Source organism: Collinsella sp. LCP19S3_C9 (genome assembly GCF_052121575.1).
Classification (GTDB): Bacteria; Actinomycetota; Coriobacteriia; order Coriobacteriales; family Coriobacteriaceae; genus Collinsella.
In genome coordinates, this window is sequence record NZ_JBQKDZ010000002.1 from 33,935 (window position 1) to 54,815 (window position 20,881).

Below are 20,881 nucleotides of genomic sequence, written 5' to 3' on the forward strand. Positions count from 1 at the left end.
ATAAACCTGTCCCTTTTTGGTAGGTTTAGGGGCGGACCTGGCCGGTGCCGCGAAGCTTGTATTTGTAGGTGGTGAGGGCCTCGGCGGCAAAGGGGCCGCGGGCGTGGAGCTTTTGGGTCGAGATGCCGATCTCGGCGCCCAGGCCAAACTCGCCGCCGTCGGTAAAGCGCGTGCTGGCGTTGGCATACACGGCCGAGGCATCGATCTCATCCAAGAAGCGCTCGCAAGCGTCCGCGTCCTCGGCGATGATGGCCTCGGAATGCATAGTGCCATAGCGGTTGATGTGCACGATGGCCTCGTCCTCGTTCGCCACGACCTTCACGCTCATCTCGAGCGCCAGGTACTCGCGGCCCCAGTCCTCCTCGGTCGCGGCCACGTAGTCGTCGCCCTCGGCAAGACCGGCGGCGGCGCATGCGGCACACATGGCCTCGTCGCCGTGAATCAGCACGCCGTGGTCGTGCAGCACGGCCACGACCGCCGGCAAAAACGAATCTGCCACGGCGCGGTCCACAAGCAGCGACTCGGCGGCGTTGCACACGCCCACGCGCTGGGTCTTAGCATTGACGATAATGTTGAGCGCCTTGTCAAAGTCGGCCGACTCATGCACGTAGATGTGGCAGTTGCCCGTGCCCGTCTCGATAACCGGCACAAGCGACTCGCGCACGCAGCGCTGGATCAGGCCCGCACCGCCACGCGGAATAAGCACGTCGACGATGCCGCGAAGCTTCATGAGCTCGCCGGTGGCCTCGCGATCGGTGGACTCGATCATCGAGATAGCCTCGCGCGGGAAACCCTTGGCCTCGAGCGCATCGGCCAGCAGTTCGGCAATCATGGCGCACGAGTGATAGGCCAGCGAACCGCCGCGCAGAATGCAGGCGTTGCCGGTGCGGATGCAGATGCCCGCGGCATCGGCCGTCACGTTGGGGCGCGCCTCATAGACCATGGCGACCAGGCCCAGCGGCACGCTCACGCGGGTGAGGTCCACACCACTTGCAAGTACACGGTGGTCGAGCACGCGGCCGACAGGGTCGGGCAGCTCAGCGAGCTTCTCCAGGCCGGCGGCCATGCCCTCGACGCGCTCGGGCGTCAGCAGCAGACGGTCGAGGAGCCCCGCCGAGGTCCCCGCATCGCGCGCAGCGGACATATCGAGCTCGTTGGCGGCGACGATGGAATCGACGCCATCGCGCAGAGCCGCGGCCATGGCGCGCACGGCCTCCTGGCGCTGCTCGTCGCTCGCCGTGGCAAGCGAGGCCGACGCTGCCTTGGCGGCAACGGCAAGATCGTGGACATACGTGGCTATATCGACCGACATGGGCGGCCCTTTCTCTTAGAAGTTTGCCAACCATGGTAGCCGATTTGTGCGCATCCTCGCTGGCGGCGGTAAAATTGGTCAACCCGAAACACCGCAACGAACGGAAGTACCGCATGGCCCTCATCACTTCGTACCACGTCCCCGGCCTCTATGTCGAGGACCACAGCACCGACGTCCCCTTGGATTGGCGCGGCCTGGAGCCAATGCTTTTGGCCTTCGGCAGTACCATGCGCCGCGGCGCCATGCCGGCGCCCATCGCCGGCGCACCCGAGAGCATCAAGCTTTTCTACCGCGTGGTTTGCGCTCCCGACCGTATCAACGACGACCTGCCACTCCTCCTCTTTTTGCAGGGCGGCCCCGGCGGCGAGAGCCCGCGTCCGCTGTCGCCCACAAGCGACGGCTGGATCGAGGAGGCCGTCAAGCACTTCCGCGTCGTCCTGCCCGACCAGCGCGGTACCGGGCGCAGCAGCTGTGTAGACGGGCGCACGATTGCCGCACTGGGCGAGCGCGCCGAGGCGGCAGGCTCCGATGCGGCCCGCTCGCAGGCGGATTTTCTCAAGCGCCACCTCGCCAGCTCCATCGTGCGCGACTTTGAGTACCTGCGCCTGGTAGGCTTTGGCGGCAAGCCCTGGGTCACACTCGGCCAGAGCTACGGCGGCTTTTTGACGTTGAGCTATCTGTCGCTCTTCCCCGAGGGCGTGGCGGCGAGCTTTACCTGCGGCGGCATTCCGCACGTACCGGCGAGTGCCAGCGAGGTCTACGCGCACACCTTCCCGCGTATGGCGGCCAAGACTCAGCAGTATTACGACCGCTACCCCACCGACGTCGAGCGCGTGGCGGCCCTGGCAGATGCCCTCGAGGAGCAAAAGCCCGCGCTGCCCGACGGCTCGCCGATGACGGTCGAGCGCCTGCAGCTCATGGGCAGCGACTTTGGCATGAAGCCGAGCTTTGAGCGCATGCACTGGATTATCGACCATGCTTTTGTTGACGGCGACGGCACGTTGAGCTGCGGATCCTCGGTATCAGAAAGCTTTTTGATGCGCGCCTTCGAGCGCACCAACACGCGCACGAATCCGCTGTACTGGACGCTGCAGGAATTCATCTACGCCGATGGCGACACGATGCCCATTGGCTGGGCAGCCGCCGAGGAAAAGGCCCATCGTGCCGAGTTCGACACCCTCGCGCGCCCACTCATGTTTACCGGCGAGGCCATGTTCCCGTGGATGTTTGAGCAGATGCCCGAGCTCAAGCCCTTCAAGCCCGCCATGGACCTGCTGATGGAAGACACCAGCTGGGACAAGATCTACGACCCGCAGCGCCTGGCCTGCAACGAGGTGCCGCTCCAAGCCGCGGTATATTTCGACGACATGTACGTGGATTCGGGCCTGCAGCTCGACACGCTCAGCCGCGTGGGCAACTCACACGCCTGGGTGACCAACGAGTTCGAGCACGACGGCCTGCACGGCAGCGTGGTGTTCAAGCACCTCTTCGACGAGTCCCTCAACCGCGGAGACCTGCGTCAGATCTTCTAGCAAAGGAGTGTCCCCCATCAGCCGGCACAAAAGGAACGTCCCCAAGTGCCGGCACGAGAAAGACAGCGCTGCGGGAAACGATCCGCAGCGCTGTCTTTCTTTATGCAAAGACGATCAAGTTGTCTCGGTGGATCGCGGGCTTCTCGGCCAAGTCTGCCAGCAAGCGGTTGCCGGCAATCTGGTCCTGGCGGCGTCCGGCTGCAAGCTCCAGCACGTCCGAATCGGCCTCGGCGATACCGCGGGCGACAACCATGCCGCTCGGGTCGCACACGTCGAGCACATCGCCCTCGGCAAACGTGCCATCGACCTCGCGAATACCCACTGCAAGCAGGGAAGAACCGCGGCTGACCAGCGCTTTCGCGGCGCCGTCATCGACCGTCACCGAGCCATGCGCCTTGTCGCCCAGTGCAATCCACAGCTTGCGGGGCGCAATGTCCAGGCGCTCCGCCGGCGGATCGAACAGCGTACCCACGCTCTCGCCGCGGGCAAGGCGCACGAGCGCATCGGGCTCCTCGCCCGAGCAAATCACGCTCTGAATGCCCGCCGTCATCAGGATGCGGCTCGCGCGGATCTTGGTAATCATGCCGCCTGTGCCAACCGATGTGGAAGAATCGCCCGCCGAGGCGATAATCTTGGCATCGATCTTATGCACGACCGGAACGAACTCGGCCGTGGGGTCCTCGTGCGGATTGGCGGTATAGAGGCCATCGATGTCCGAGAGCGTCACGCACAGGTCGGCAGAAACCAGGCAGCCCACAAGCGCCGCCAGCGTGTCGTTGTCGCCAAACTTGATCTCGTCGACGGTAACGGTGTCGTTCTCGTTGACGACCGGCACCACGCCCAGTTCCACCAGACGCAGCAGCGCGTCGCGCGCGTGCAGATAGGACGTGCGACGGGCCGTGTCGTGACGCGTGAGCAGCACGAGCGAGGTGAGCAGGTCGCGCGCATGGAACTCCTCGTCGTAGGCCGACGAGATGATGCACTGACCGGCCGAGGCGCAGGCCTGCAGGCTCGGCAGGTCACCGACCGGCTTGCGGTCAAAGCCCAGCACGGGATAGCCACAGGCAATGGCGCCCGAACTCACCACGACCAGACGCCAGCCGAGCTTGCGCAGGGCAGCAGCCTGACCGGCGAGCCCGCCGATAAAGGCGCGGTTGACCTTGCCATCGGCGCCCACCACCGTGGACGAACCGATCTTTACCACCATCGTTTTATAAGAAGTCGTCATACGTCAAACCAATCAACTGTTGAGGGTTCGGGCGAGCTGACGGCCGAGGGAACGTAATTCCACCCTACACCCAACAAAATTAGCGAGCCCAGGGGAAGGCAGAAGCCGCGGCCATATTCTTGCGCACGAGCTCGTCACGCACCTGCGCCAGGCCCTGCTCCATGCCCACCACATAGGTCTGCGGGTACAGGAAGCGCTTGTAGACCGGATCCAGATGGTCCAGCGCCCAAGCGCAACGCTCGCGTGCGGCCTCGATGCTCTCGCGCGGGGCAACAGCACTACCGTCTCGCACGATCGGCGCCAGCAGCTCGCGATACTCAAGCTCGGACACGTCGGTCACTAGAGCGGCATCGTTCACGGCCACGAGGGTATTGCCGCGCGCGGCGCCCTCCCCCGCCAGATGGTCCTCGTCATAGATCATGTCGCAGACCGGGCCGCCAAAGCCGTCGTAATAGCGGCGCACGCGCTGCACGCCCGGAATCGTGCGCTTGTAGGGCTGCTCGGAGAGCTTGACCACCGGCGTCCACGGGTCCGCCTCGCTCGCACGGCGGGCGGAAAGCTTGTAAACGCCGCCCAGCGCCGGTTGGTCGTAGCAGGTCGCGAGCTTGGTGCCCACGCCAAAGCTATCGATGGGCGCGCCCTGGTCGAGCAGCGACTGAATCGTGTATTCATCCAGATCGTTGGAAACCGAGATCCCCACATAGGGCAGGCCCTCGGCATCGAAACGGCCGCGGACATACTTGGACAGCTTGGCGAGGTCGCCGGAATCGATGCGAATGGCCGACAGACGCTCGCCCACCGCCTCCATCTCCTTGGCAACCGTAATGGCATGCTCGCAGCCCTCGCGCACATCATAAGTGTCGATGAGCAGCGTGCAGTTCTTGGGGCTCGACTTGGCAAAGGCACGGAAGGCCTCGAGCTCGGAATCGAAGCTCATCACCCAGCTGTGCGCATGCGTGCCAAAGACGGGAATACCGTAGCGGCGACCGGCGAGCACATTGGACGTAGAGGAACAGCCGGCAACGTAGCTCGCGCGCGCGACGGCCAGACCGCCATCGGGACCCTGGGCGCGGCGCAGGCCAAACTCGGCCACAGGACGGCCGTCCGCCGCCAGCACCACGCGCGCCGTCTTGGTGGCGACAAGCGTCTGGAAGCCGACGATGTTGAGCAGCGCCGTCTCGAGCAGCTGGCACTCCAGCGCGGGGCCGGTGACGCGCACCATGGGCTCGCGCGGAAAGACGAGCTCGCCCTCGGGGACGGCGTCGATGTTTACATGCGCACGAAAATCGCGCAGGTAGTCGAGGAATTCGGGCTTAAACATCGCGCCGCCGGCCGGGGCCTGGAGCGATGCGAGGTAGTCGATGTCCTCGGGCGTAAAGCGCAGGTTCTCGACCAGCTCGGGCAGCTCGGCGGTGCCGCACATGACGGCATAGGCGCTGCCAAACGGATGGTCACGGTAAAACGCGGTAAAACAGCCCTGCTCATTGGCCTTGCCGCTCTCCCACAGGCCCTGGGCCATAGTGAGCTCGTACAGATCGGTGAGCATTGCGATGTCGGTGGGATGCGAGATGTCGGTCAAAGCCATGGGGCGACCTTTCGGATGCGTTGTGCAGAGGTTGAGGGTTGGACGAGAGCAGAGCATGCGGACATGACGCCCGATGCAAATCGGTTAGAGCAGGCCCATGCTGGTCATGATCGTGTAGCCCATAAAGACGACAAACGCGACCAAGGCGAGCGCGATGATGATCTTTTGAGCCGGGGCCATACCGGGGATCTCGCCCTCGGCCGTGGGCTCCTTGGAAGTGACCATGCGCTGGGCAAACGTCATCTCATCACGGCTCGGCTTGGGCTCGGCGGGCTTGGGGCGGGCGGCTTTCTTAGGCTGAGGCTTGGGTGCAGCAGGCGCAGGCTTCGCAGCGGCGGGCCTGGGCGCGGGCGCGGGCTTGCGCTCGGATGCGGCGCTCGCGGCAGCCTCCTCGGCCTTCGCATGCTCGGCACGCAGGGCGGCCAGCTCCTCACGCTCGCGACGGGCCTTTTCCTGCTCCTCGCGGCGGGCCTTCTCGGCGCGGAGCTCTTCCAACTCGGCGCGCTCCTCGTCAGACAATGGTTGGGACTCAAGCTCGGCCATGGTGCAGCCCTTTCTTTTTAAAAAAAGCCGCCGACACAATGTCAGCGGCTTATCAAATCCAAGGGTGGAGACGAAGGGAGTCGAACCCTCGGCCTCTGCCATGCGACGGCAGCGCTCTCCCAACTGAGCTACGTCCCCAGGACAAGTTGATATTTTACCTACGGCTCGCCAACTGTCAACGCCCAATACCCAGTCTTTTTGGGACGGGGCTTTTTTGACTACTTTTCGGATGGTAGCTCGACCCCCACCGGGAGCAGTCTTTTTGGGACGGGGCTTTTTTAGCTACCCAGGCAGATAGCGAAAACGATTTGGACGATTAACGGCAGGGGCAGCTAAAATAGCCCCGTCCCAAAAAGACTGCTCAAAAGAGCTACTTTGCGCTGGTGAGGACGCCAGTGGTGTCGAACGCCGGGGTAAAGCTCTCGTCTACCGCGCCGCCCTCTTGCCAGAACATCGTCGTAAAGCCCAGGTCGTCGGCATGGTCGAGCACCCGCTCGTACTCCTCGCGCGTCACGGCTCGCGCCAAGTCGCCGCCCTGCTCGCGCATGAGCGCATTGGGCGTGTACTGGTTCATGACCGAGATCGGCACATCACCCACCGTCTGCCACACCAGGTCTAGCACGCGACACGAATCGTCCGCATGCCCCGGCAACACCAGGTGACGCACGATCACGCCGCGCTTCATGAGCCCGTCCTCGTCCACCAGCTCTCCCCCACGGCGCTCAATCTCGCGCGCCATTTGCGCCAAACCCGACACAGCCACACGCGGGTAGTCCTTAATGTGGGAGAGCGACTGCGCGAGCCCCGCATCGGCATATTTAAAGTCGGTTAGCCACACATCGACCAGATCGCCGAGCGCCGCCACGGCACTCGCGCGCTCATAACCGCTCGTGTTGTAGACGATTGGAACAACTAGCCCGCGCGCCCGTGCCGCGGCAATCGCAGCCGGCAGCAGGTGCGCGTAGTGCGTCGCCGTCACCAGGTTGATGTTATTGGCACCTTGGCCCTGCAGCTCCAACATAATCTCGACCAAACGCTCGGGCGAAATTTCAAGCCCAAAATTGCCCGTCGAGATCTCGTGGTTCTGGCAATAGACGCATTTGAGCGAGCAGCCGCTAAAGAAGATCGTGCCCGAACCGGCCTCGCCCGAGATAGGCGGCTCCTCCCACATATGAAGCGCCGCGCGGGCCACCTTGAGCGTGTCGTTAGCACCGCATACGCCGCGCGCACCCTCATCGCGCGCCGCACCGCAACGCCGCGGACACAAATGGCAGGCGGGCGAAAAAAGTTCGGTCAACGACGTCGGCATAAAAACATGCTCCAAAACAACGATTCAGCAGCTCAAACGCAAAAGGACCAACCGCGCAGACGGCTCGAGCCCAAGGCGCCGTAATCGTCCGACACGATTTTTGTAATGTCAAGACTGGAATCGATAAAGTGCCGCTTTATGATATAGGTATTCCGCCCCCCGCGGAGCAACTGGGTGAACCGTCGCGTTTATTTAGGGAGCCCACACAGTCGTACGTAGTACAGGTATCCTTCGTTGTTAAGGACGCTGGAACGGTCGATGAGGGCACCCACCTGTTTTAGGTGGGTTCATTTTCGTAACGTGGGGGGTGGTTTTCTTTTGCCGATTTTGCCAAAAATTGCCATCGCAGATCCCGTATGACACCCAACGGCACTCGGCAGAACCCCCGCCACCATCCCAATATCTGGTAAGCGCGTGATTATCGATTGGCGCGATTCCCCGCACCCCCTTTGGTCGAGTATCATGGGTCAGCTATACCCTTTGCGGCATGGCATCCTTTGACCTTTTCCTTCGACGCTTGGCGGTTTTTGATACATGGCTTCATCCACGAGCTACATACCGTTCCTTTGCGTGGCAGCCGCGGCATATATCACGACCTTCCTCACGGTGCCCCTGGTTAAACGTCTGGCAATCAAGCTCGACGCCGTTGACTATCCTTCAAAACGCCGTATCAACACCAAGCCCATCCCGCGCTTGGGAGGTACGGCGGTCTTTTTGGGCCTGGTCGTTGCCTGCATCGTTCAGATTATGGGCACCTGGCATCTGGGCTGGCCGCCCGTCTTGGTCCCGCATCCGCGCCTGCACATTAGCTACCCCATGCTGGCGCTTTCTTTTACCGTCATTTTTGCGACCGGCGCGATCGACGACGTCTTCCAGCTTAAGCCCAAGCAAAAGCTCGCCGGCCAGGTCCTCGCCGCGCTCATCGCCTGCGTGGGTGGCCTAAAAATCGGCGTCATCGTCAACCCGGTTGCCCCCGGCGAGATTATGCTCGGCTGGCTTGCCTATCCCATCACCGTGGTCTACCTGGTGGCGTTCACCAACATTATCAACCTTATCGACGGCCTCGATGGCCTGGCCACAGGCATCTGCGGCATCGCATCGTTCACGATGTTCTCGATGGCCGTTCTCTCGGGCCGCATCGATGCCGCCGCGCTCTCCATCGCGTTGTTTGGCGCCTGCCTGGCCTTCTTGCGCTACAACTTCAACCCCGCGAGCATCTTTCTGGGCGACTCGGGGTCGCTGCTGCTGGGCTTTGCGCTGGGCTCCATTTCGCTGCTTAATGTGAGTCGCACCGCCGCGCTCACCTCGCTTATCATTCCGCTCATCGTTGCCGGTGTGCCCATCATCGACACGTTTAGCGCCATCGTGCGCCGCAAGCGCGCCCACATTAGCATTGGACAGGCCGACAAAGGCCACATCCACCACCGCCTCATTCAAGAGGGCTATAACCAAAAGCAAGCTGTGCTGCTTATCTATGCCTGGTGTGTCCTGCTTTCGGCCGGTGCGGCCGCCATCAACCAGGTCGAAGTCCCCATGCGCGTGCTCATCTTTACCGTCCTTGGCATTGGCTCGGCAGCCTTCGCCAAGCACCTGCACCTGTTTGAGCCCGTGCTACGCCACCATTACAACAAGCGCACGCACGAAGACGAGCTGATAACCCCCGACGACCCCGCCTTTAAGCAGGAGGAGCAAGCGGCCGAGGAGCGTAAGGGAGAGCGCCACCACAGGCATTAAGGTTTGCTGCAGAAGGTTGGTCTGCTTACCGTCGGCCGCTCGTGACCGCGCCTCGACCGCCACGCATGTCTCGCCTTACCACCCCCTTGCCCACTTTCGCCCGCCCCTCTCAATAAACGCGTTATCATCTTGACCCATGAACATACGTTAGGAGCAATCATGCCAAACGAGAACAGCTACGAAGTCGCGCTGCAAAAGAGCAACGCCATTCGCGAGGGCCTGGCCAAGACGCCCGAGAAGTTCACCATGCTTACCGGCGACCGCCCCACCGGCCGTCTGCACCTAGGCCACTACTTTGGCACCCTCAAGGGCCGCGTGGAGTTGCAGAATATGGGCGCCAAGACCAACGTGCTCATTGCCGACTACCAGGTCATCACCGACCGCGACACCACCGAGCACATCCAGGACAACGTGTATAACATGGTCATGGACTACCTTGCCTGCGGTATCGACCCCGACAAGACCATGATCTACGCGCACTCCGCCGTGCCCGCCGCCAACCAGCTCATGCTGCCGTTCCTGTCGCTGGTCTCCGAGGCCGAGCTGGCGCGTAATCCCACCGTCAAGGCCGAGATGGAGGCCTCGGGCCACGAGCTCACCGGCCTTCTGCTCACCTATCCGGTACACCAGGCCTGCGACATCCTGTTCTGCAAGGGTAACGTTGTGCCCGTCGGTCGCGACCAGCTGCCGCACATCGAGCTCACCCGCACCATCGCCCGCCGCTTTAACAACCGCTACGGCAAGGTGTTCCCCAAGGTCGACGCGCTGCTGTCCGAGACCCCGCTGCTGCCCGGCCTGGACGGCCGCAAGATGAGCAAGAGCTACGGCAACGCCATCAATATCTCGATGACCGCCGAGGAGACGGCCAAGCGCATCAAGAAGAGCCAGACCGACTCCGAGCGCATGATTACGTTCGATCCCGAGAACCGCCCCGGCGTGTCCGGCCTGCTTTCGACCGCCGCCATCTGCACTGGCCGTTCCGAAGTCGAGATTGCCGAGGAGATTGGCATGGGTGGCTCCGGCCAGCTCAAGAAGTACGTGACCGAGGCCGTCAACGGGTACTTCGCACCTATCCGCGAGCGTCGCCAGCGCTACGAGAACGATCTGGACTATGTGAAGGACGTGCTGCACGAGGGCAACCGTCGTGCCAACGAGATCGCCGAGCAGACCCTGGCCGAGGTTCAGGACGCCATGGGCATGGTGTACTAGTCGAGAGCAATAAACAACACTCAAACTAAACCGCCGCGATTGGCACAATCCTCGTTGCGGCGGTTTTGTTTTCTTCAGAGGTCGGTCGCCGAGATATTCAGCCGCTTGGCAGAACCCCTAAGTCGCAAGTACCTTGAGGCTATATCCTGTTAAGCAATGACACCCTATTGTTTAACATGCGGCAGCTTTTACGGCAGACCCGACCGACCGGAAGGAGTCCCATGAGCTCAGTTGCGTTTTGTACCTGCAACGACCGGAAATGCCCATTTAACCCTGTCAACCACGAGAAGGGCTGCACACCGTGTATCGCTAAGAATCTGCACGAGCACGAGATTCCAACGTGCCTGTTCAACGCGATTTCTCCCGATCGGCTTGAGGCCGATAAAGACGAGTGGTCGTGGCAAGCGTTCGCGCGGCATGTAGAAGCATATCTGGGAAGCGACAGCCCAAGAATCCCCGCAGGCGAAGAAGCGCCGCAGGGATTTACCAAGATCGGTTGCTGTAAGCGGGACTAACAATCAAAGTTAGTGCCCCCCTAAAACCAAACGTCAGTACCTCATTATGGGATAACAGACCTGATGGGTTTGCCCCATGCTTACAGGAAAGCGCCCGCCGACCATGGCAGCCGACGGGCGCTTTCCTGAAGTACACCGTTGAATCGCACAGAGGGGAGGAATGCGAATCAAACTCAACAGGGCAGGCTTTTTCATCGCCTACGGCCTGCTCCGTTGCTGAATACAATATAGTTCACCATTGTTTACTTTGCCGTATCAAACCGCGCCGCCACACCTTCTGCATAAGTTAACCTTTGTAAACCTGCCAATTAGGGACAGGTTTGTTTTGGCAGGTTTTATCTGGGGAAACATCAATGGAGCCAGCGTTCCGCCACAAAGAGGACAGGCACCTTTGTGGTGGTTTTGGCCACGGCAGAGTCGCTATAACCCAGCCGGCCAACGACAGGCAGCCAAGTCGACGTGCATGGGATCGGCAAACACCACGCCCTCCCCCAGCAGGAGCTCGCGCTGAGCGTCGGGGCCGCCAAAGGCAAAGCCCTCGCAAATGCGACCATCGGCAAACACCACGCGGTGACAGGGAATCTCGCCGGGGCGCGGATTGCTATGCAGGGCATACCCCACGTACCGCGCACTTCGTGGACGGCCGGCGAGCAGCGCCACCTGGCCGTACGTGGCAACCATCCCCTCAGGGATCTGCTCGACTACCTCGTACACCCGCTCAAAAAAGCCCTCAGACGCCATCGATGCTCCTTTCCGCCCGCAACAGCATAAATCAAATGATCCCTCGGGGACGGCAGGGTTGCGGATCATTTGCGGCCTCCGTGAGGCCGATGGTCCGCAACCCCGTCATCGCCGAGGGATCACATGGCATGGCAGGTAGCGTTTGCCCAGATAAAACCTGCCAAAATAAACCTGTCCCTTTTTGGCAGGTCGGTTAGTTGGCAGGCTGGAAGAAGGCTACGGCTACGGCACCGGGGCCTACATGGGTGCCGATGGTGGCGCCGATGGTGTGAACGGGCAGCTCGCCCTCGGTGTGGCCAGCCCACAGCGCGGCGCTGTCCTCGATATACTTCCTGAGCACCGCATCCGAAAGGCCCGTATAGCCGAGCGCCAGCGGCATGGAAAAGTCGACGCCGCCCGCCTTTTCGACCTTTTGGTTCAGCAGGTTGCGACCGTTCTTGGAACCGCGCGCCTTACCCAGCTGCACGATCAGACCGTCCTCGGCAGCCACCACGGGCTTTACGTTGAGCAGCGTGCCCACGGCGCCGGCCGCAGCAGACAGGCGACCGCCGCGCACCAGGTACTCCAGCGTCTCGAGCAGGCCGATAACCACCACGCGGTCGCGCACGGCCTCGACCGCCGCCGCGATCTGAGCCGCGCTACGGCCCTCGTCCACCAAGCGCAGGGCATACTCGACCAGTACGCGCTCGCCCAGGGTGACGTTGTTGCTGTCTACCACGAACACATCGCCGCCCGGTGCCTCGGCAAGAGCGGTACGGGCACTCTGATTGGTGCCGGAAAGCTTAGCGCCCACGGTAATAATCACGGCCTCATCGCCGGCTTCACGAACCTCGGCGATAGCCTGCGAAAACGCGTACGGGTTGACCTGACCGGTCTTGGGCAGCTCATCGCGCTCCACGAGCATCTCGTAAAAGCGCTGGTGATCGATGTCGACGCCATCCATGTACACATCGGTACCAAAGGTAACGGACAGTGGCAAAACAGCCAGTGCCGGGTGCTCCGCCGGCGACATATCGCTTGCGGAATCGGTAATAATGCGGACGGACATAGCGAATCCTTTCTTGCGCAGGTCCCGCGCAGGGAATTTTGACAGCAATGCCCCGGCACGGTATACGCGCTCAAACGGGACGATGCAGTTGTTAGTGGAAAGCAAATGCCTAGGCGGCCCTACAGCTCGCGCAGGGTGTCGAGAATCGTACGCAGCGACGCGTACATCTGCTCACGCTGCTCCACGCCCATGGCCTTGCCGGTGGCGTCGAGCACCTCGCGAATAATGCGATCGGCCTCATTCATGCTCTCGCCGCCCAACGTGGTCAGGCGAACCGGGGCGCGATACTTAACGGCGGCATCGCCCGAATCGTCGACCTCGACGTAGCCGCCCTCTTCCAGATGCGCCAGCGTGCGCGAGACGGCAGCGCGGGTCACGCCTGCCATGCGGGCGAGGTCGGCACCAGTCAGGCCGTCCTTGCTGCGCTCAAGATAGTACAGGCACATGATATCGGAACCCTTAAGGCCCAGCCTTGCGCCCTCAGATGCCTTAATGCGCTGGATCTCCTTGTAGAGCCCGCTAATCAGTCCGACAAAGTCCTCAAAACGTGTCTCGTCGTTCTGCTGCATGGGAGACGACCGCCTTTCGCTTGCATGATGCTAACGGGTAAACATCTTAGCCGCATGCCCGAACCCCCGTACCCAAATATCCCAATTGTTAACTCATCAACATAAAAACCACCACAAAGGGGATAGCACCTTTGTGGTGGTTTGTGTGGTGGTTTGGCCCGAGCTAGAGTTCCACGCGCGGGTTATCGCGGGTCACAAGCGTCTTAACGACAACCGTCGCTCCCAGATAGCGCTCAAGCAGCTCGGCTAAGCGATCGATCGCGGCCTGACAGTCCCCCATTCGCTCGGGTTCAACACACTCAATCGCCAGGAACGCATCGGCAGAATCGTCGGACAGGGCCGTTCGAACGCCGTCGCGCCAGTTCCAGCAGCGGCACACGGCACCCGCATCATCGATGTAGGCGAGCTCGCCGGGCAGCGTCGGATCATCTGCCTCCTCGCCAAGCGGCAAGAACGCATCGCCACCGTCGGTCACCTTCAAGCGAAGGTCTCCCTCAATCGCGTGCAAATCCTCGCCTCCCACGGGCAGCGCGTAGGTCAGCGACACCGTGTTGTAAATATCCACCGCCGGTGTGATATGACCGACCGGCTTGCCCTTGAGCACGCGTTTAAACAGGTTCTCGATTGAGCAGCGGGCGCCCTTTTTAGTCTTGAACAGGCGATAGGCCTCGCGCCAAGCCTTGACCGGCGCGTTCTCGCTGATGGTATCGCTTGTCAGGTGACGCTCCGCATCGATATTGGCGCGATCGAGCAGCGCCGCAATCGCGTCCACGTCCTCTTGAGGAATCTGAGCCGCGGGCTTCATGCCCTTTACGACCACAACACCGACCGCCGCCTGTGGAAATAGCTCCCAAAATGAATCCTCGGCAACAAAGCTCTTCATACGTGCTCCCTTCGCAATTCGCGCCAACGCGAGCGCCTAAACAAAAAGCGCCCCTACAACGGCCACCTTCAAAGTCCTACGGTGCCGTCACAAGAGCGCTTACGCTGTCCCCATCCGGAGAAGGGGACGATATGTCAGGCGCATTGTAACCCGAGTCATCCACACGAGCAAAACCACCACAAAGGCGCCTGCCTCTTTGTGGTGGATATGGACTCGAGGCGACGCTAGTGGCGGAGTCCCAGCAGGCCGCGGCCGCGATGACGGGCCTCGGCGGACACCTGAGCGTGCGGGCCGGCGGCCTTGACGGACTCGGGCAGGTGCGAGTACTTCTTCTCGAAGTTCTCCTCGAACATCACCGCCAGGTTGTGCGCGGCCTCGTCGTAGCGCGCTGTGCTCTGCCAGTACTGGCGCGGCACCAGGATGCCGTCCGGCACACCGTGGCACGTGGTGGGAATGTCGACATTAAAGATATCGTCGTGCAAGAACTCGCTGTCCTCGATGGTACCGTCGAGGGCGCGTGCGACCAGGGCGCGCGTGTAGGCAAGCTCGATGCGATGGCCCACGCCATAACCGCCGCCAATCCAGCCGGTGTTGAGCAGATAGACGCGGGTGCGACCGTCGGCGATACGCTCGCCGAGCATCTTGGCGTAGACCATGGGATCGAGCGGCATAAACGGCTCTCCGAACAGCGAGGAGAACGTGGGCGTGGGCTCGGTGACGCCGACCTCGGTACCGGGGATCTTTGCGGTGAAGCCCGTCACAAAGTGATACATGGCGGCATCGGCCGTCAGGCGCGAGATAGGCGGCAGCACGCCAAAGGCATCGCAGGTCAAAAACAGCACGACGCTCGGGGTGGTGCCCATGCCCTTGGTCCACGCGTTGGGGATATGCTCGACGGGATAGGCAACGCGCGTGTTGTGCGTGATCGAGACGTCATCGTAGTTGGGCTTGCGGTTCTCGTCGAGCACCACGTTTTCGCAGATCGCGCCAAAGCGAACGGCGTTGAAGATCTCGGGCTCGTGAAACTCGTCCAAGCCCTCGCACTTGGCGTAGCAGCCGCCCTCGATGTTGAAGATGCCCATGTCGGACCAACCGTGCTCGTCGTCGCCGATCAGCAGGCGCGTGGGATTGGCCGAAAGCGTGGTCTTGCCGGTGCCGGACAGGCCAAAGAACACCGCGGTCTCGTGCGTGACGGGATCCATGCTGGCCGAGCAGTGCATGGGCAGCACATCGTCCTCGACGGGCAGCAGGTAATTCATGACGCTGAAGATGGACTTTTTAATCTCACCGGAGTAGCCGGTGCCGGCAACCAGAATCACGCGTTCCTGGAAGTTGATGACCACGGCGGCGCTGGAGTTGAGGCCCTTGATGGCGGGGTCGCACTGGTACCCGGGTGCCGCGAGCACGCAAAAGTCCGGCTCGCCGGTGCGCGCAATTTCGCGAGCGAGCGGACGGGCGAGCATCTGCTTAATGAAGAGCGCCTGGCTCGCGCGCTCGCAGGCAACGAGCAGGCGACGCGTGTGGTTGCGGTCGGCACCCGCCATGCCGCGCGTGACGAACACGTCGCGCTCGTTGAGATAGTCGACGATGCCGGCCTTGATGGCCTCGTAGCTCTCAATCGAAAGGGGGCGGTTGACGGCACCCCAGGCGATCTTGTCGTGAACATCGGGGGTGTCAACGATAAAGCGGTCGTTGGGAGAACGGCCGGTGCGCTCCCCCGTCTCGATTACCAGCGCGCCGTTGGATGCCATGCGGCCCTCTTCACGGCGGATGGCGTGCTCGACGAGCTCCGCAGCAGGTAGATCGACCAGCAGACGCGGCTGATTCTCGGCGGGATCTTCGACCAGCGTAATACCAAAGTTGGACAGAACTTCTGCAGGGGTAACACCAGGCATGGGGCCTCCTTTAAAAGCGCGTCACGCGGGCGCGGCGCGCACTTTACTCACGTAAAGCCCGTTGTACCCGATATGCAAAAACGTTTTTGCGGCAAGGGCGGCAAGCCCGCCCAACGGTCAAAAATCGCAGGCAAGCGGCCTAGTCATTGGGTAGTCATTGGGGACGTTCTTAAACGACGAGTCGTTGGGGACACTCTTGAACAGGCAACATTCAAGGAGTGTCCCCGGATGCCGGCACAAAAGGAGCGTCCCTAAGTGCCAACTATAGCGGCAAGCCTTGGCCGAGCATGGCGATGGCGCTCATGAGGACCAGCATGCCGGCGGCGTAGGGCAGGACGGCGCCCAGGAGCTCGGCATCCTTGCCGCGCACGTGCACGGCGGCCAGGCCGATGGCAAGCGTCTGCGGCGAGATCATCTTGCCGGCGGCGACGCCAAGCGCGTTCAGCGCGACCATCCAGTAGTCGCTCACGCCCAGCGCGGTGGCAGCCTGGCTCTGGATGGGACCAAACAGCATGCCAGAAGACGTGCCCGAACCGGTCACGAACGCACCGACCGCGCCGATCCACGGAGCCAGAATCGGGTACAGGCCACCGGCGACCGCAATGCAAAACGCGCTGATCGAAGAGATCATGCCCGCATAGCCCATAACCTTGGCACAGCCCAGAACCGAAAGCATGGTAATGACCGTCGGCATCATCTGCTTGACGGTCGCGGCCAGTACCTTGCCCATCATGCGCGGCGAAGCACCCTGAATGGCGCCGCCGACAAACGCCGCCAGAAAAATCCAGACGCCCGGCGTGTTGATCCACGAAAACGTGAGCGTGCCGGGGTTCTCGCCGCAATACACCTGCACCTGGCTCGCAAACGGTGCGAGCGCAGCATGCACGGCAGGCACCAGGTTAGACGTTCCCAACAGCAGCACAAAGATCAGGATGAAGCACGACCAAGCCGAAAGCGCCGACTTAGCGGTGAGCTGCTCGCCGGCCTCGATATTCATGTGGAAGCGTGCGTCCAGATGCCCCGACTTCTCGGCACGCATGGCAAGCGCAGCTGTCAGCGCGAGCGAAACGATGGAACCGACGACGACGGCAAGCTCGGGACCCACAAACATAGCAACGACAAGAGCCGCACCGGCAAAGGACACGCCGGAGAGCACGGCGATGCCCGCCACGCCGTTCAGGCGCTCGGCAACGCTCGCAACATTACCCTGGTCATCGGCGACACGACCCGCAACCAGCACGATAAACAGCGGCATCATCACAAAGAAAGGCGCCAGCTGCACCATCTGAACGGTCGCCAAATGCAGCGGGTCCAGGCCCACCAGACCGGCAACGGACACCGTGGGAATGCCAATGGAGCCGTAGGGCGTGGGCACGCCGTTGGCCAGCAGACAGATGAGCACGGCGGGCACGGCCTCAAAGCCCAGGCCCGCGAGCATGCCGGCGGGAATAGCAACGGCGGTGCCAAAACCGGCCATGCCCTCCATAAAGCCACCAAAGCACCAGGCCACAAGCAGCGCCAGCAGACGGCGATCGCTGCTGATGGATGTGATCATGCTGCCGATTACGTCCATGGCGCCCGTGCGAACGCACAGGTTATACGTGAACACCGCGGCGATGATTACCAAAACGATGGGCCACAGGGCCATCAAAAAGCCTTCGAGCGAGGCGGTCGCGATCTGCGCTGCCGGCAGGTGCCACCATGCGAAGGCAAGCACGCACGAAAGGACAAACGATCCGATGGCGGCTTTCCAAGCTGGCCATTTAAAGCACAGCAGCATCACGACAAGCCAAATGATCGGCACAAGAGCCAGCAAGAATGCGGCGACGTCCATAGGTAGAAGCTCCTTGGTACCGCGCGGGCGGCATCGTGGTATCACATAACTTCAACAGGATACCGCACGCTCACCGACAATTTACTGCCGCCCCCCGAAAATATTGAACAATCCGTTCAAAAACATGCGTGACACCGTCGCGTCTATACTAGAACGCAGTAATAGAAAGGACCCCGCCTTGAGCATCTCGCCCCTCGATAGCATCCGCCGCGCCATCGCCCGTCGCAACGGCATCGCCAACCCCGCTGTATCGGGCGGGGCGCACGGACAGGGCGGACGCATCGAGAACGGCCTGTTCCCCGCCTCGCACACCGCCGAGGAGCTCGCGCGCATCCAAGAGCTAAGCCAGCGTAACGCCGGCGGGCCAAATAGCGGCCAAGCCACGCGTCGTCGGCACGAGCGCGATCGCGAGCCCGGTCCTGTCCGCCGCATGGTCAATGCCTGGTGGAACCGCCTGCTCGGCGCCGTCTACGGCGGCGGTTTCTCCACGCAAGAAGCCGAATACGAGGAGCACGCCACCAGCCGCGACTACCTTTGGAATACCCTCGGCACCGCCGTGTGGGGCATGGCGTTTCCGCTGCTCACTATCGTGTCTACGCAGCTTGTAGGCGCCGAGGAAGCCGGCAAGTTCTCCATCGCCTTTGTCACCGGCACGCTCATCATGATCGCGTGCAACTACGGCGTACGCAATTTTCAGGTCTCGGACATCGATGAGAAGACGTCCTTTGCCTCCTACCAGCTCAACCGCTGGCTTTGCGGAGCTCTCGCCCTAGGCTGCGGCCTCATGTACAGCAGCGCCCGCGGCTATGACGCGCAGATGGCGACGATCGGCCTGGGCGTCTACCTCTATAAGGTGATCGATGGCGTGGCGGACGTGTACGAGGGCCGCCTGCAGCAGGCCGACAAGCTCTACCTAGCCGGCATGAGCCAAACGCTGCGTTCCGCCGGCGTCATCGCGGTCTTTAGCGTGGCGCTGTTCCTTACGCGCAGCATGCCCATCGCGGCCATGGCCATGGGCGTCGCCGCCATTGCCTCGCTTGTGCTGGTCACCGCCCCGCTCGCCCTACTCGAGACCGAAAAATCGCGTCGCGTGAGCATACGCGAAGTCGGCCGCCTCTTTGCGCAGTGCGCCCCGCTCTTTGGCGCGCTCTTTTTGTTCAACCTTATCGAGAGCATGCCCAAATTTGTGATGGAAGGCACGCTGGCCTACAAATATCAGCTGTATTTTAATGCCCTATTCTTTCCGGCGCAGGCCATTTTGCTGTGCATTGGATTTATCTATAAACCGCAGCTCTTGCGTTTGTCGAGCATTTGGGCTAACCCGCGCAAGCGTCGCCGCTTTGACTTAATTATTGTCGCCGTCATGGCGCTGATCGTGGTTATCACTGGCGCATGCGCCGCGTTTATGGCAGGCCCCGGCATTCCCCTTATGAGCTTTATGTACGGCCTCAACTTTGAGCGCTACCGCACATTGGCGCTGCTGATGGTCGTCGCCGGCGGCATCACCGCAGCCATCGATTTTATCTACGCCATTATCACAGTGCTGCGCCACGCCGACGATGTCACCAAGATCTACCTCATTTGCTTTGCCGTGAGCGTGGTGGTGCCGATGGTCCTCATCAACCTACTGGGGCTGATGGGTGCCGTCGTGAGCTACCTGGCTATCATGGCCCTACTGCTGGTGCTATTGATTGTCGAGTACGCTCACATTCGCCAGCGCATAGAACGAGCCCGCAACCCGTACGGCGCCTAATTAGCTGCCCCGGTCACCGGAATTTGCGATGGAATCACCCGGGCTGGGGTCTCGTTGCGGACAATATGCATCACGCAAAACTAAGTGAGTAGACTTTTACCGAATCCCCGACCACACCGACAAAGTACAAGTCTGTGACCTGCGGTTTTGTTGAAGCAAATATGTTGGGTGCTCGGCATTTCCAAAAAAGTCTACTCACTTAGCCAGCGGGCAGCCAAATGATTATGTAATCCCCGCCCAGAAAAATCATTTGATGGGCAGAAGGGCAAAAGTAGTCAAAAAAGCCCCGTTCCAAATTAGCTACCCTTTGCACCGATTATTCGCCGGGCAGAATGTTCGCATAGAACTCCGCACCATCATCCAGGCGCAGGATGCCGACGCGGCCGAACTCGGAACCGGTGGCCGCCGCGCAGTCGATATCGATGCGATCGGACACGCCGGCGGTATCCTCGCCGCCCAGGCGCACAATCTGTCCGCGCCCCGACTCCTCATCGAGCCCTGCCAGGCCGCCTACCTCGCAATAGCGCCCGAGCGACACCGTGGGCGTGTGACCGCTCACCACGACCGGACCCTTGCCCTCGGAAGACAGCAGCCCCGTCGGGGCATCCCAATAGCCATGGCGAATCCACAGCAAGTCATCGGACGACTGCACGGCGAGCATTTGCTGCAGCAACTCGCTATCGGCATCGACCGCTCCCCTGCCGTCGGCACAATCGAAACCATGCTCAAGCAAAAACGCACGCGCTGCCTCGGTCTGAATACCGGCGTGCACCAGCAGATACGGTCGCTCGGCAGTCTCTGCCACCGCATAGAGCGGCAGGGCAGCAGCCCAGCGCACCAGCTCCTCGTATGCCTCAAACTCCATTTCGTTGAGCTGCTGGCGCGTGGTCCAACCGCCGTTGATATCCCAGGTCTCGGCATCGAGCGGGTCCTGGCCGATGATCGCGTCGAGCATAATCTGCTCGTGGTTGCCCTTAAGCACGTGAGCGTTGGGCAGCGATCGCACCAAGTTGATGACGCCGACCGGATCGGGACCGCGATCGATCATGTCACCCAACACGTACAGCGTGTCGTCGGACGTTAGCGAGATCTTGGAAAGGGCCTCGTCCAGCGCGCGCACGTGCCCGTGAGCATCGGATGTCACATAGATCGCCATGGAACGCCTTTCCCTGCATTACGGCCGAAGCCCGG

At 61.7% G+C, this 20,881-nt stretch carries 17 protein-coding genes and 1 tRNA gene; 5 read left to right on the plus strand and 13 right to left on the minus strand.

Annotated features, from left to right (window positions below; all coding sequences use genetic code 11):
• Window positions 1-25 precede the first annotated feature (25 nt).
• Window positions 26-1,312, minus strand: a complete 1,287-nt coding sequence (locus tag ACTQXI_RS01205) for a glutamate-5-semialdehyde dehydrogenase (protein WP_441048213.1) — start codon at window positions 1,310-1,312, stop codon at window positions 26-28.
• A gap of 113 nt (window positions 1,313-1,425) precedes the next feature.
• On the opposite strand from ACTQXI_RS01205, the gene ACTQXI_RS01210 reads away from it, so the two are divergent.
• Complete coding sequence (locus ACTQXI_RS01210) at window positions 1,426-2,844, plus strand: alpha/beta fold hydrolase (protein ID WP_441048214.1); 1,419 nt, start codon at window positions 1,426-1,428, stop codon at window positions 2,842-2,844.
• Window positions 2,845-2,944: 100 nt separating this feature from the next.
• Here the strand turns inward: ACTQXI_RS01210 and proB are convergent, their stop codons facing one another.
• The 5 genes from proB to ACTQXI_RS01235 form a co-directional block, all read right to left on the minus strand.
• Window positions 2,945-4,072 (minus strand): glutamate 5-kinase, encoded by a 1,128-nt coding sequence (gene proB / locus ACTQXI_RS01215; RefSeq protein ID WP_441048215.1) that lies wholly within the window; start codon window positions 4,070-4,072, stop codon window positions 2,945-2,947.
• A 79-nt stretch (window positions 4,073-4,151) separates the two neighbouring features.
• Window positions 4,152-5,657 carry a nicotinate phosphoribosyltransferase gene (locus ACTQXI_RS01220; RefSeq protein WP_427794587.1) on the minus strand — a complete coding sequence of 502 codons (1,506 nt, stop codon included), beginning with the start codon at window positions 5,655-5,657 and terminating at the stop codon, window positions 4,152-4,154.
• Window positions 5,658-5,741: 84 nt separating this feature from the next.
• Complete coding sequence (locus ACTQXI_RS01225; RefSeq protein ID WP_441548147.1) at window positions 5,742-6,200, minus strand: hypothetical protein; 459 nt, start codon at window positions 6,198-6,200, stop codon at window positions 5,742-5,744.
• 65 nt (window positions 6,201-6,265) lie between these two features.
• Window positions 6,266-6,338: transfer RNA gene (locus ACTQXI_RS01230), tRNA-Ala, on the minus strand.
• 232 nt (window positions 6,339-6,570) lie between these two features.
• Entirely contained in the window at window positions 6,571-7,509 is a 939-nt protein-coding gene (locus ACTQXI_RS01235) for a radical SAM protein (RefSeq protein ID WP_441548148.1), read from the minus strand.
• 534 nt (window positions 7,510-8,043) lie between these two features.
• On the opposite strand from ACTQXI_RS01235, the gene ACTQXI_RS01240 reads away from it, so the two are divergent.
• From ACTQXI_RS01240 to ACTQXI_RS01250, 3 genes are all read left to right on the plus strand, one after another.
• A complete protein-coding gene (locus ACTQXI_RS01240; protein WP_441014800.1) occupies window positions 8,044-9,243 on the plus strand; it encodes an MraY family glycosyltransferase in 1,200 nt (399 codons plus the stop codon).
• Window positions 9,244-9,402: 159 nt separating this feature from the next.
• The gene (trpS, locus tag ACTQXI_RS01245) at window positions 9,403-10,452 is read left to right on the plus strand and encodes a tryptophan--tRNA ligase (RefSeq protein ID WP_441548149.1); all 1,050 of its coding nucleotides are present in this window, start codon (window positions 9,403-9,405) and stop codon (window positions 10,450-10,452) included.
• 221 nt (window positions 10,453-10,673) lie between these two features.
• A complete protein-coding gene (locus ACTQXI_RS01250; RefSeq protein WP_195838532.1) occupies window positions 10,674-10,967 on the plus strand; it encodes a DUF6485 family protein in 294 nt (97 codons plus the stop codon).
• Window positions 10,968-11,387: 420 nt separating this feature from the next.
• On the opposite strand, the gene ACTQXI_RS01255 is transcribed toward ACTQXI_RS01250, so the two are convergent.
• From ACTQXI_RS01255 to ACTQXI_RS01280, 6 genes are all read right to left on the minus strand, one after another.
• Window positions 11,388-11,708, minus strand: coding sequence for an MGMT family protein (locus ACTQXI_RS01255; protein WP_441048218.1), 321 nt, complete (start codon window positions 11,706-11,708; stop codon window positions 11,388-11,390).
• A 193-nt stretch (window positions 11,709-11,901) separates the two neighbouring features.
• Entirely contained in the window at window positions 11,902-12,756 is an 855-nt protein-coding gene (locus ACTQXI_RS01260) for a DegV family protein (protein WP_441048219.1), read from the minus strand.
• A 119-nt stretch (window positions 12,757-12,875) separates the two neighbouring features.
• The gene (locus ACTQXI_RS01265; protein WP_154515655.1) at window positions 12,876-13,325 is read right to left on the minus strand and encodes a MarR family winged helix-turn-helix transcriptional regulator; all 450 of its coding nucleotides are present in this window, start codon (window positions 13,323-13,325) and stop codon (window positions 12,876-12,878) included.
• Between the two features lie 163 nt (window positions 13,326-13,488).
• Window positions 13,489-14,208 carry a B3/B4 domain-containing protein gene (locus ACTQXI_RS01270; RefSeq protein WP_441548150.1) on the minus strand — a complete coding sequence of 240 codons (720 nt, stop codon included), beginning with the start codon at window positions 14,206-14,208 and terminating at the stop codon, window positions 13,489-13,491.
• Window positions 14,209-14,432: 224 nt separating this feature from the next.
• Window positions 14,433-16,103 carry a phosphoenolpyruvate carboxykinase (ATP) gene (gene pckA, locus ACTQXI_RS01275; protein ID WP_427719537.1) on the minus strand — a complete coding sequence of 557 codons (1,671 nt, stop codon included), beginning with the start codon at window positions 16,101-16,103 and terminating at the stop codon, window positions 14,433-14,435.
• Window positions 16,104-16,365: 262 nt separating this feature from the next.
• On the minus strand, window positions 16,366-17,937 hold the full coding sequence (locus ACTQXI_RS01280; RefSeq protein WP_441548151.1) for an L-lactate permease: 1,572 nt from the start codon (window positions 17,935-17,937) through the stop codon (window positions 16,366-16,368).
• Between the two features lie 178 nt (window positions 17,938-18,115).
• On the opposite strand from ACTQXI_RS01280, the gene ACTQXI_RS01285 reads away from it, so the two are divergent.
• Window positions 18,116-19,690: a lipopolysaccharide biosynthesis protein gene (locus tag ACTQXI_RS01285; RefSeq protein WP_441548152.1), complete on the plus strand. Its 1,575-nt coding sequence runs from the start codon at window positions 18,116-18,118 to the stop codon at window positions 19,688-19,690.
• A gap of 316 nt (window positions 19,691-20,006) precedes the next feature.
• Here the strand turns inward: ACTQXI_RS01285 and ACTQXI_RS01290 are convergent, their stop codons facing one another.
• Window positions 20,007-20,846 (minus strand): metallophosphoesterase, encoded by an 840-nt coding sequence (locus ACTQXI_RS01290; protein ID WP_441548153.1) that lies wholly within the window; start codon window positions 20,844-20,846, stop codon window positions 20,007-20,009.
• Window positions 20,847-20,881: the final 35 nt, after the last annotated feature.

Bases quoted from the DNA above. Each gene is read 5' to 3' on its own strand.
- ACTQXI_RS01265 (WP_154515655.1), bottom strand. From the start codon at position 13,325: ATGCAGCAGAACGACGAGACACGTTTTGAGGACTTTGTCGGACTGATT.
- proB (WP_441048215.1), bottom strand. From the start codon at position 4,072: ATGACGACTTCTTATAAAACGATGGTGGTAAAGATCGGTTCGTCCACG.
- ACTQXI_RS01280 (WP_441548151.1), bottom strand. From the start codon at position 17,937: ATGGACGTCGCCGCATTCTTGCTGGCTCTTGTGCCGATCATTTGGCTT.
- trpS (WP_441548149.1), top strand. From the start codon at position 9,403: ATGCCAAACGAGAACAGCTACGAAGTCGCGCTGCAAAAGAGCAACGCC.
- ACTQXI_RS01260 (WP_441048219.1), bottom strand. From the start codon at position 12,756: ATGTCCGTCCGCATTATTACCGATTCCGCAAGCGATATGTCGCCGGCG.
- pckA (WP_427719537.1), bottom strand. From the start codon at position 16,103: ATGCCTGGTGTTACCCCTGCAGAAGTTCTGTCCAACTTTGGTATTACG.
- ACTQXI_RS01250 (WP_195838532.1), top strand. From the start codon at position 10,674: ATGAGCTCAGTTGCGTTTTGTACCTGCAACGACCGGAAATGCCCATTT.
- ACTQXI_RS01240 (WP_441014800.1), top strand. From the start codon at position 8,044: ATGGCTTCATCCACGAGCTACATACCGTTCCTTTGCGTGGCAGCCGCG.
- ACTQXI_RS01225 (WP_441548147.1), bottom strand. From the start codon at position 6,200: ATGGCCGAGCTTGAGTCCCAACCATTGTCTGACGAGGAGCGCGCCGAG.
- ACTQXI_RS01205 (WP_441048213.1), bottom strand. From the start codon at position 1,312: ATGTCGGTCGATATAGCCACGTATGTCCACGATCTTGCCGTTGCCGCC.
- ACTQXI_RS01270 (WP_441548150.1), bottom strand. From the start codon at position 14,208: ATGAAGAGCTTTGTTGCCGAGGATTCATTTTGGGAGCTATTTCCACAG.
- ACTQXI_RS01290 (WP_441548153.1), bottom strand. From the start codon at position 20,846: ATGGCGATCTATGTGACATCCGATGCTCACGGGCACGTGCGCGCGCTG.
- ACTQXI_RS01210 (WP_441048214.1), top strand. From the start codon at position 1,426: ATGGCCCTCATCACTTCGTACCACGTCCCCGGCCTCTATGTCGAGGAC.
- ACTQXI_RS01220 (WP_427794587.1), bottom strand. From the start codon at position 5,657: ATGGCTTTGACCGACATCTCGCATCCCACCGACATCGCAATGCTCACC.
- ACTQXI_RS01255 (WP_441048218.1), bottom strand. From the start codon at position 11,708: ATGGCGTCTGAGGGCTTTTTTGAGCGGGTGTACGAGGTAGTCGAGCAG.
- ACTQXI_RS01235 (WP_441548148.1), bottom strand. From the start codon at position 7,509: ATGCCGACGTCGTTGACCGAACTTTTTTCGCCCGCCTGCCATTTGTGT.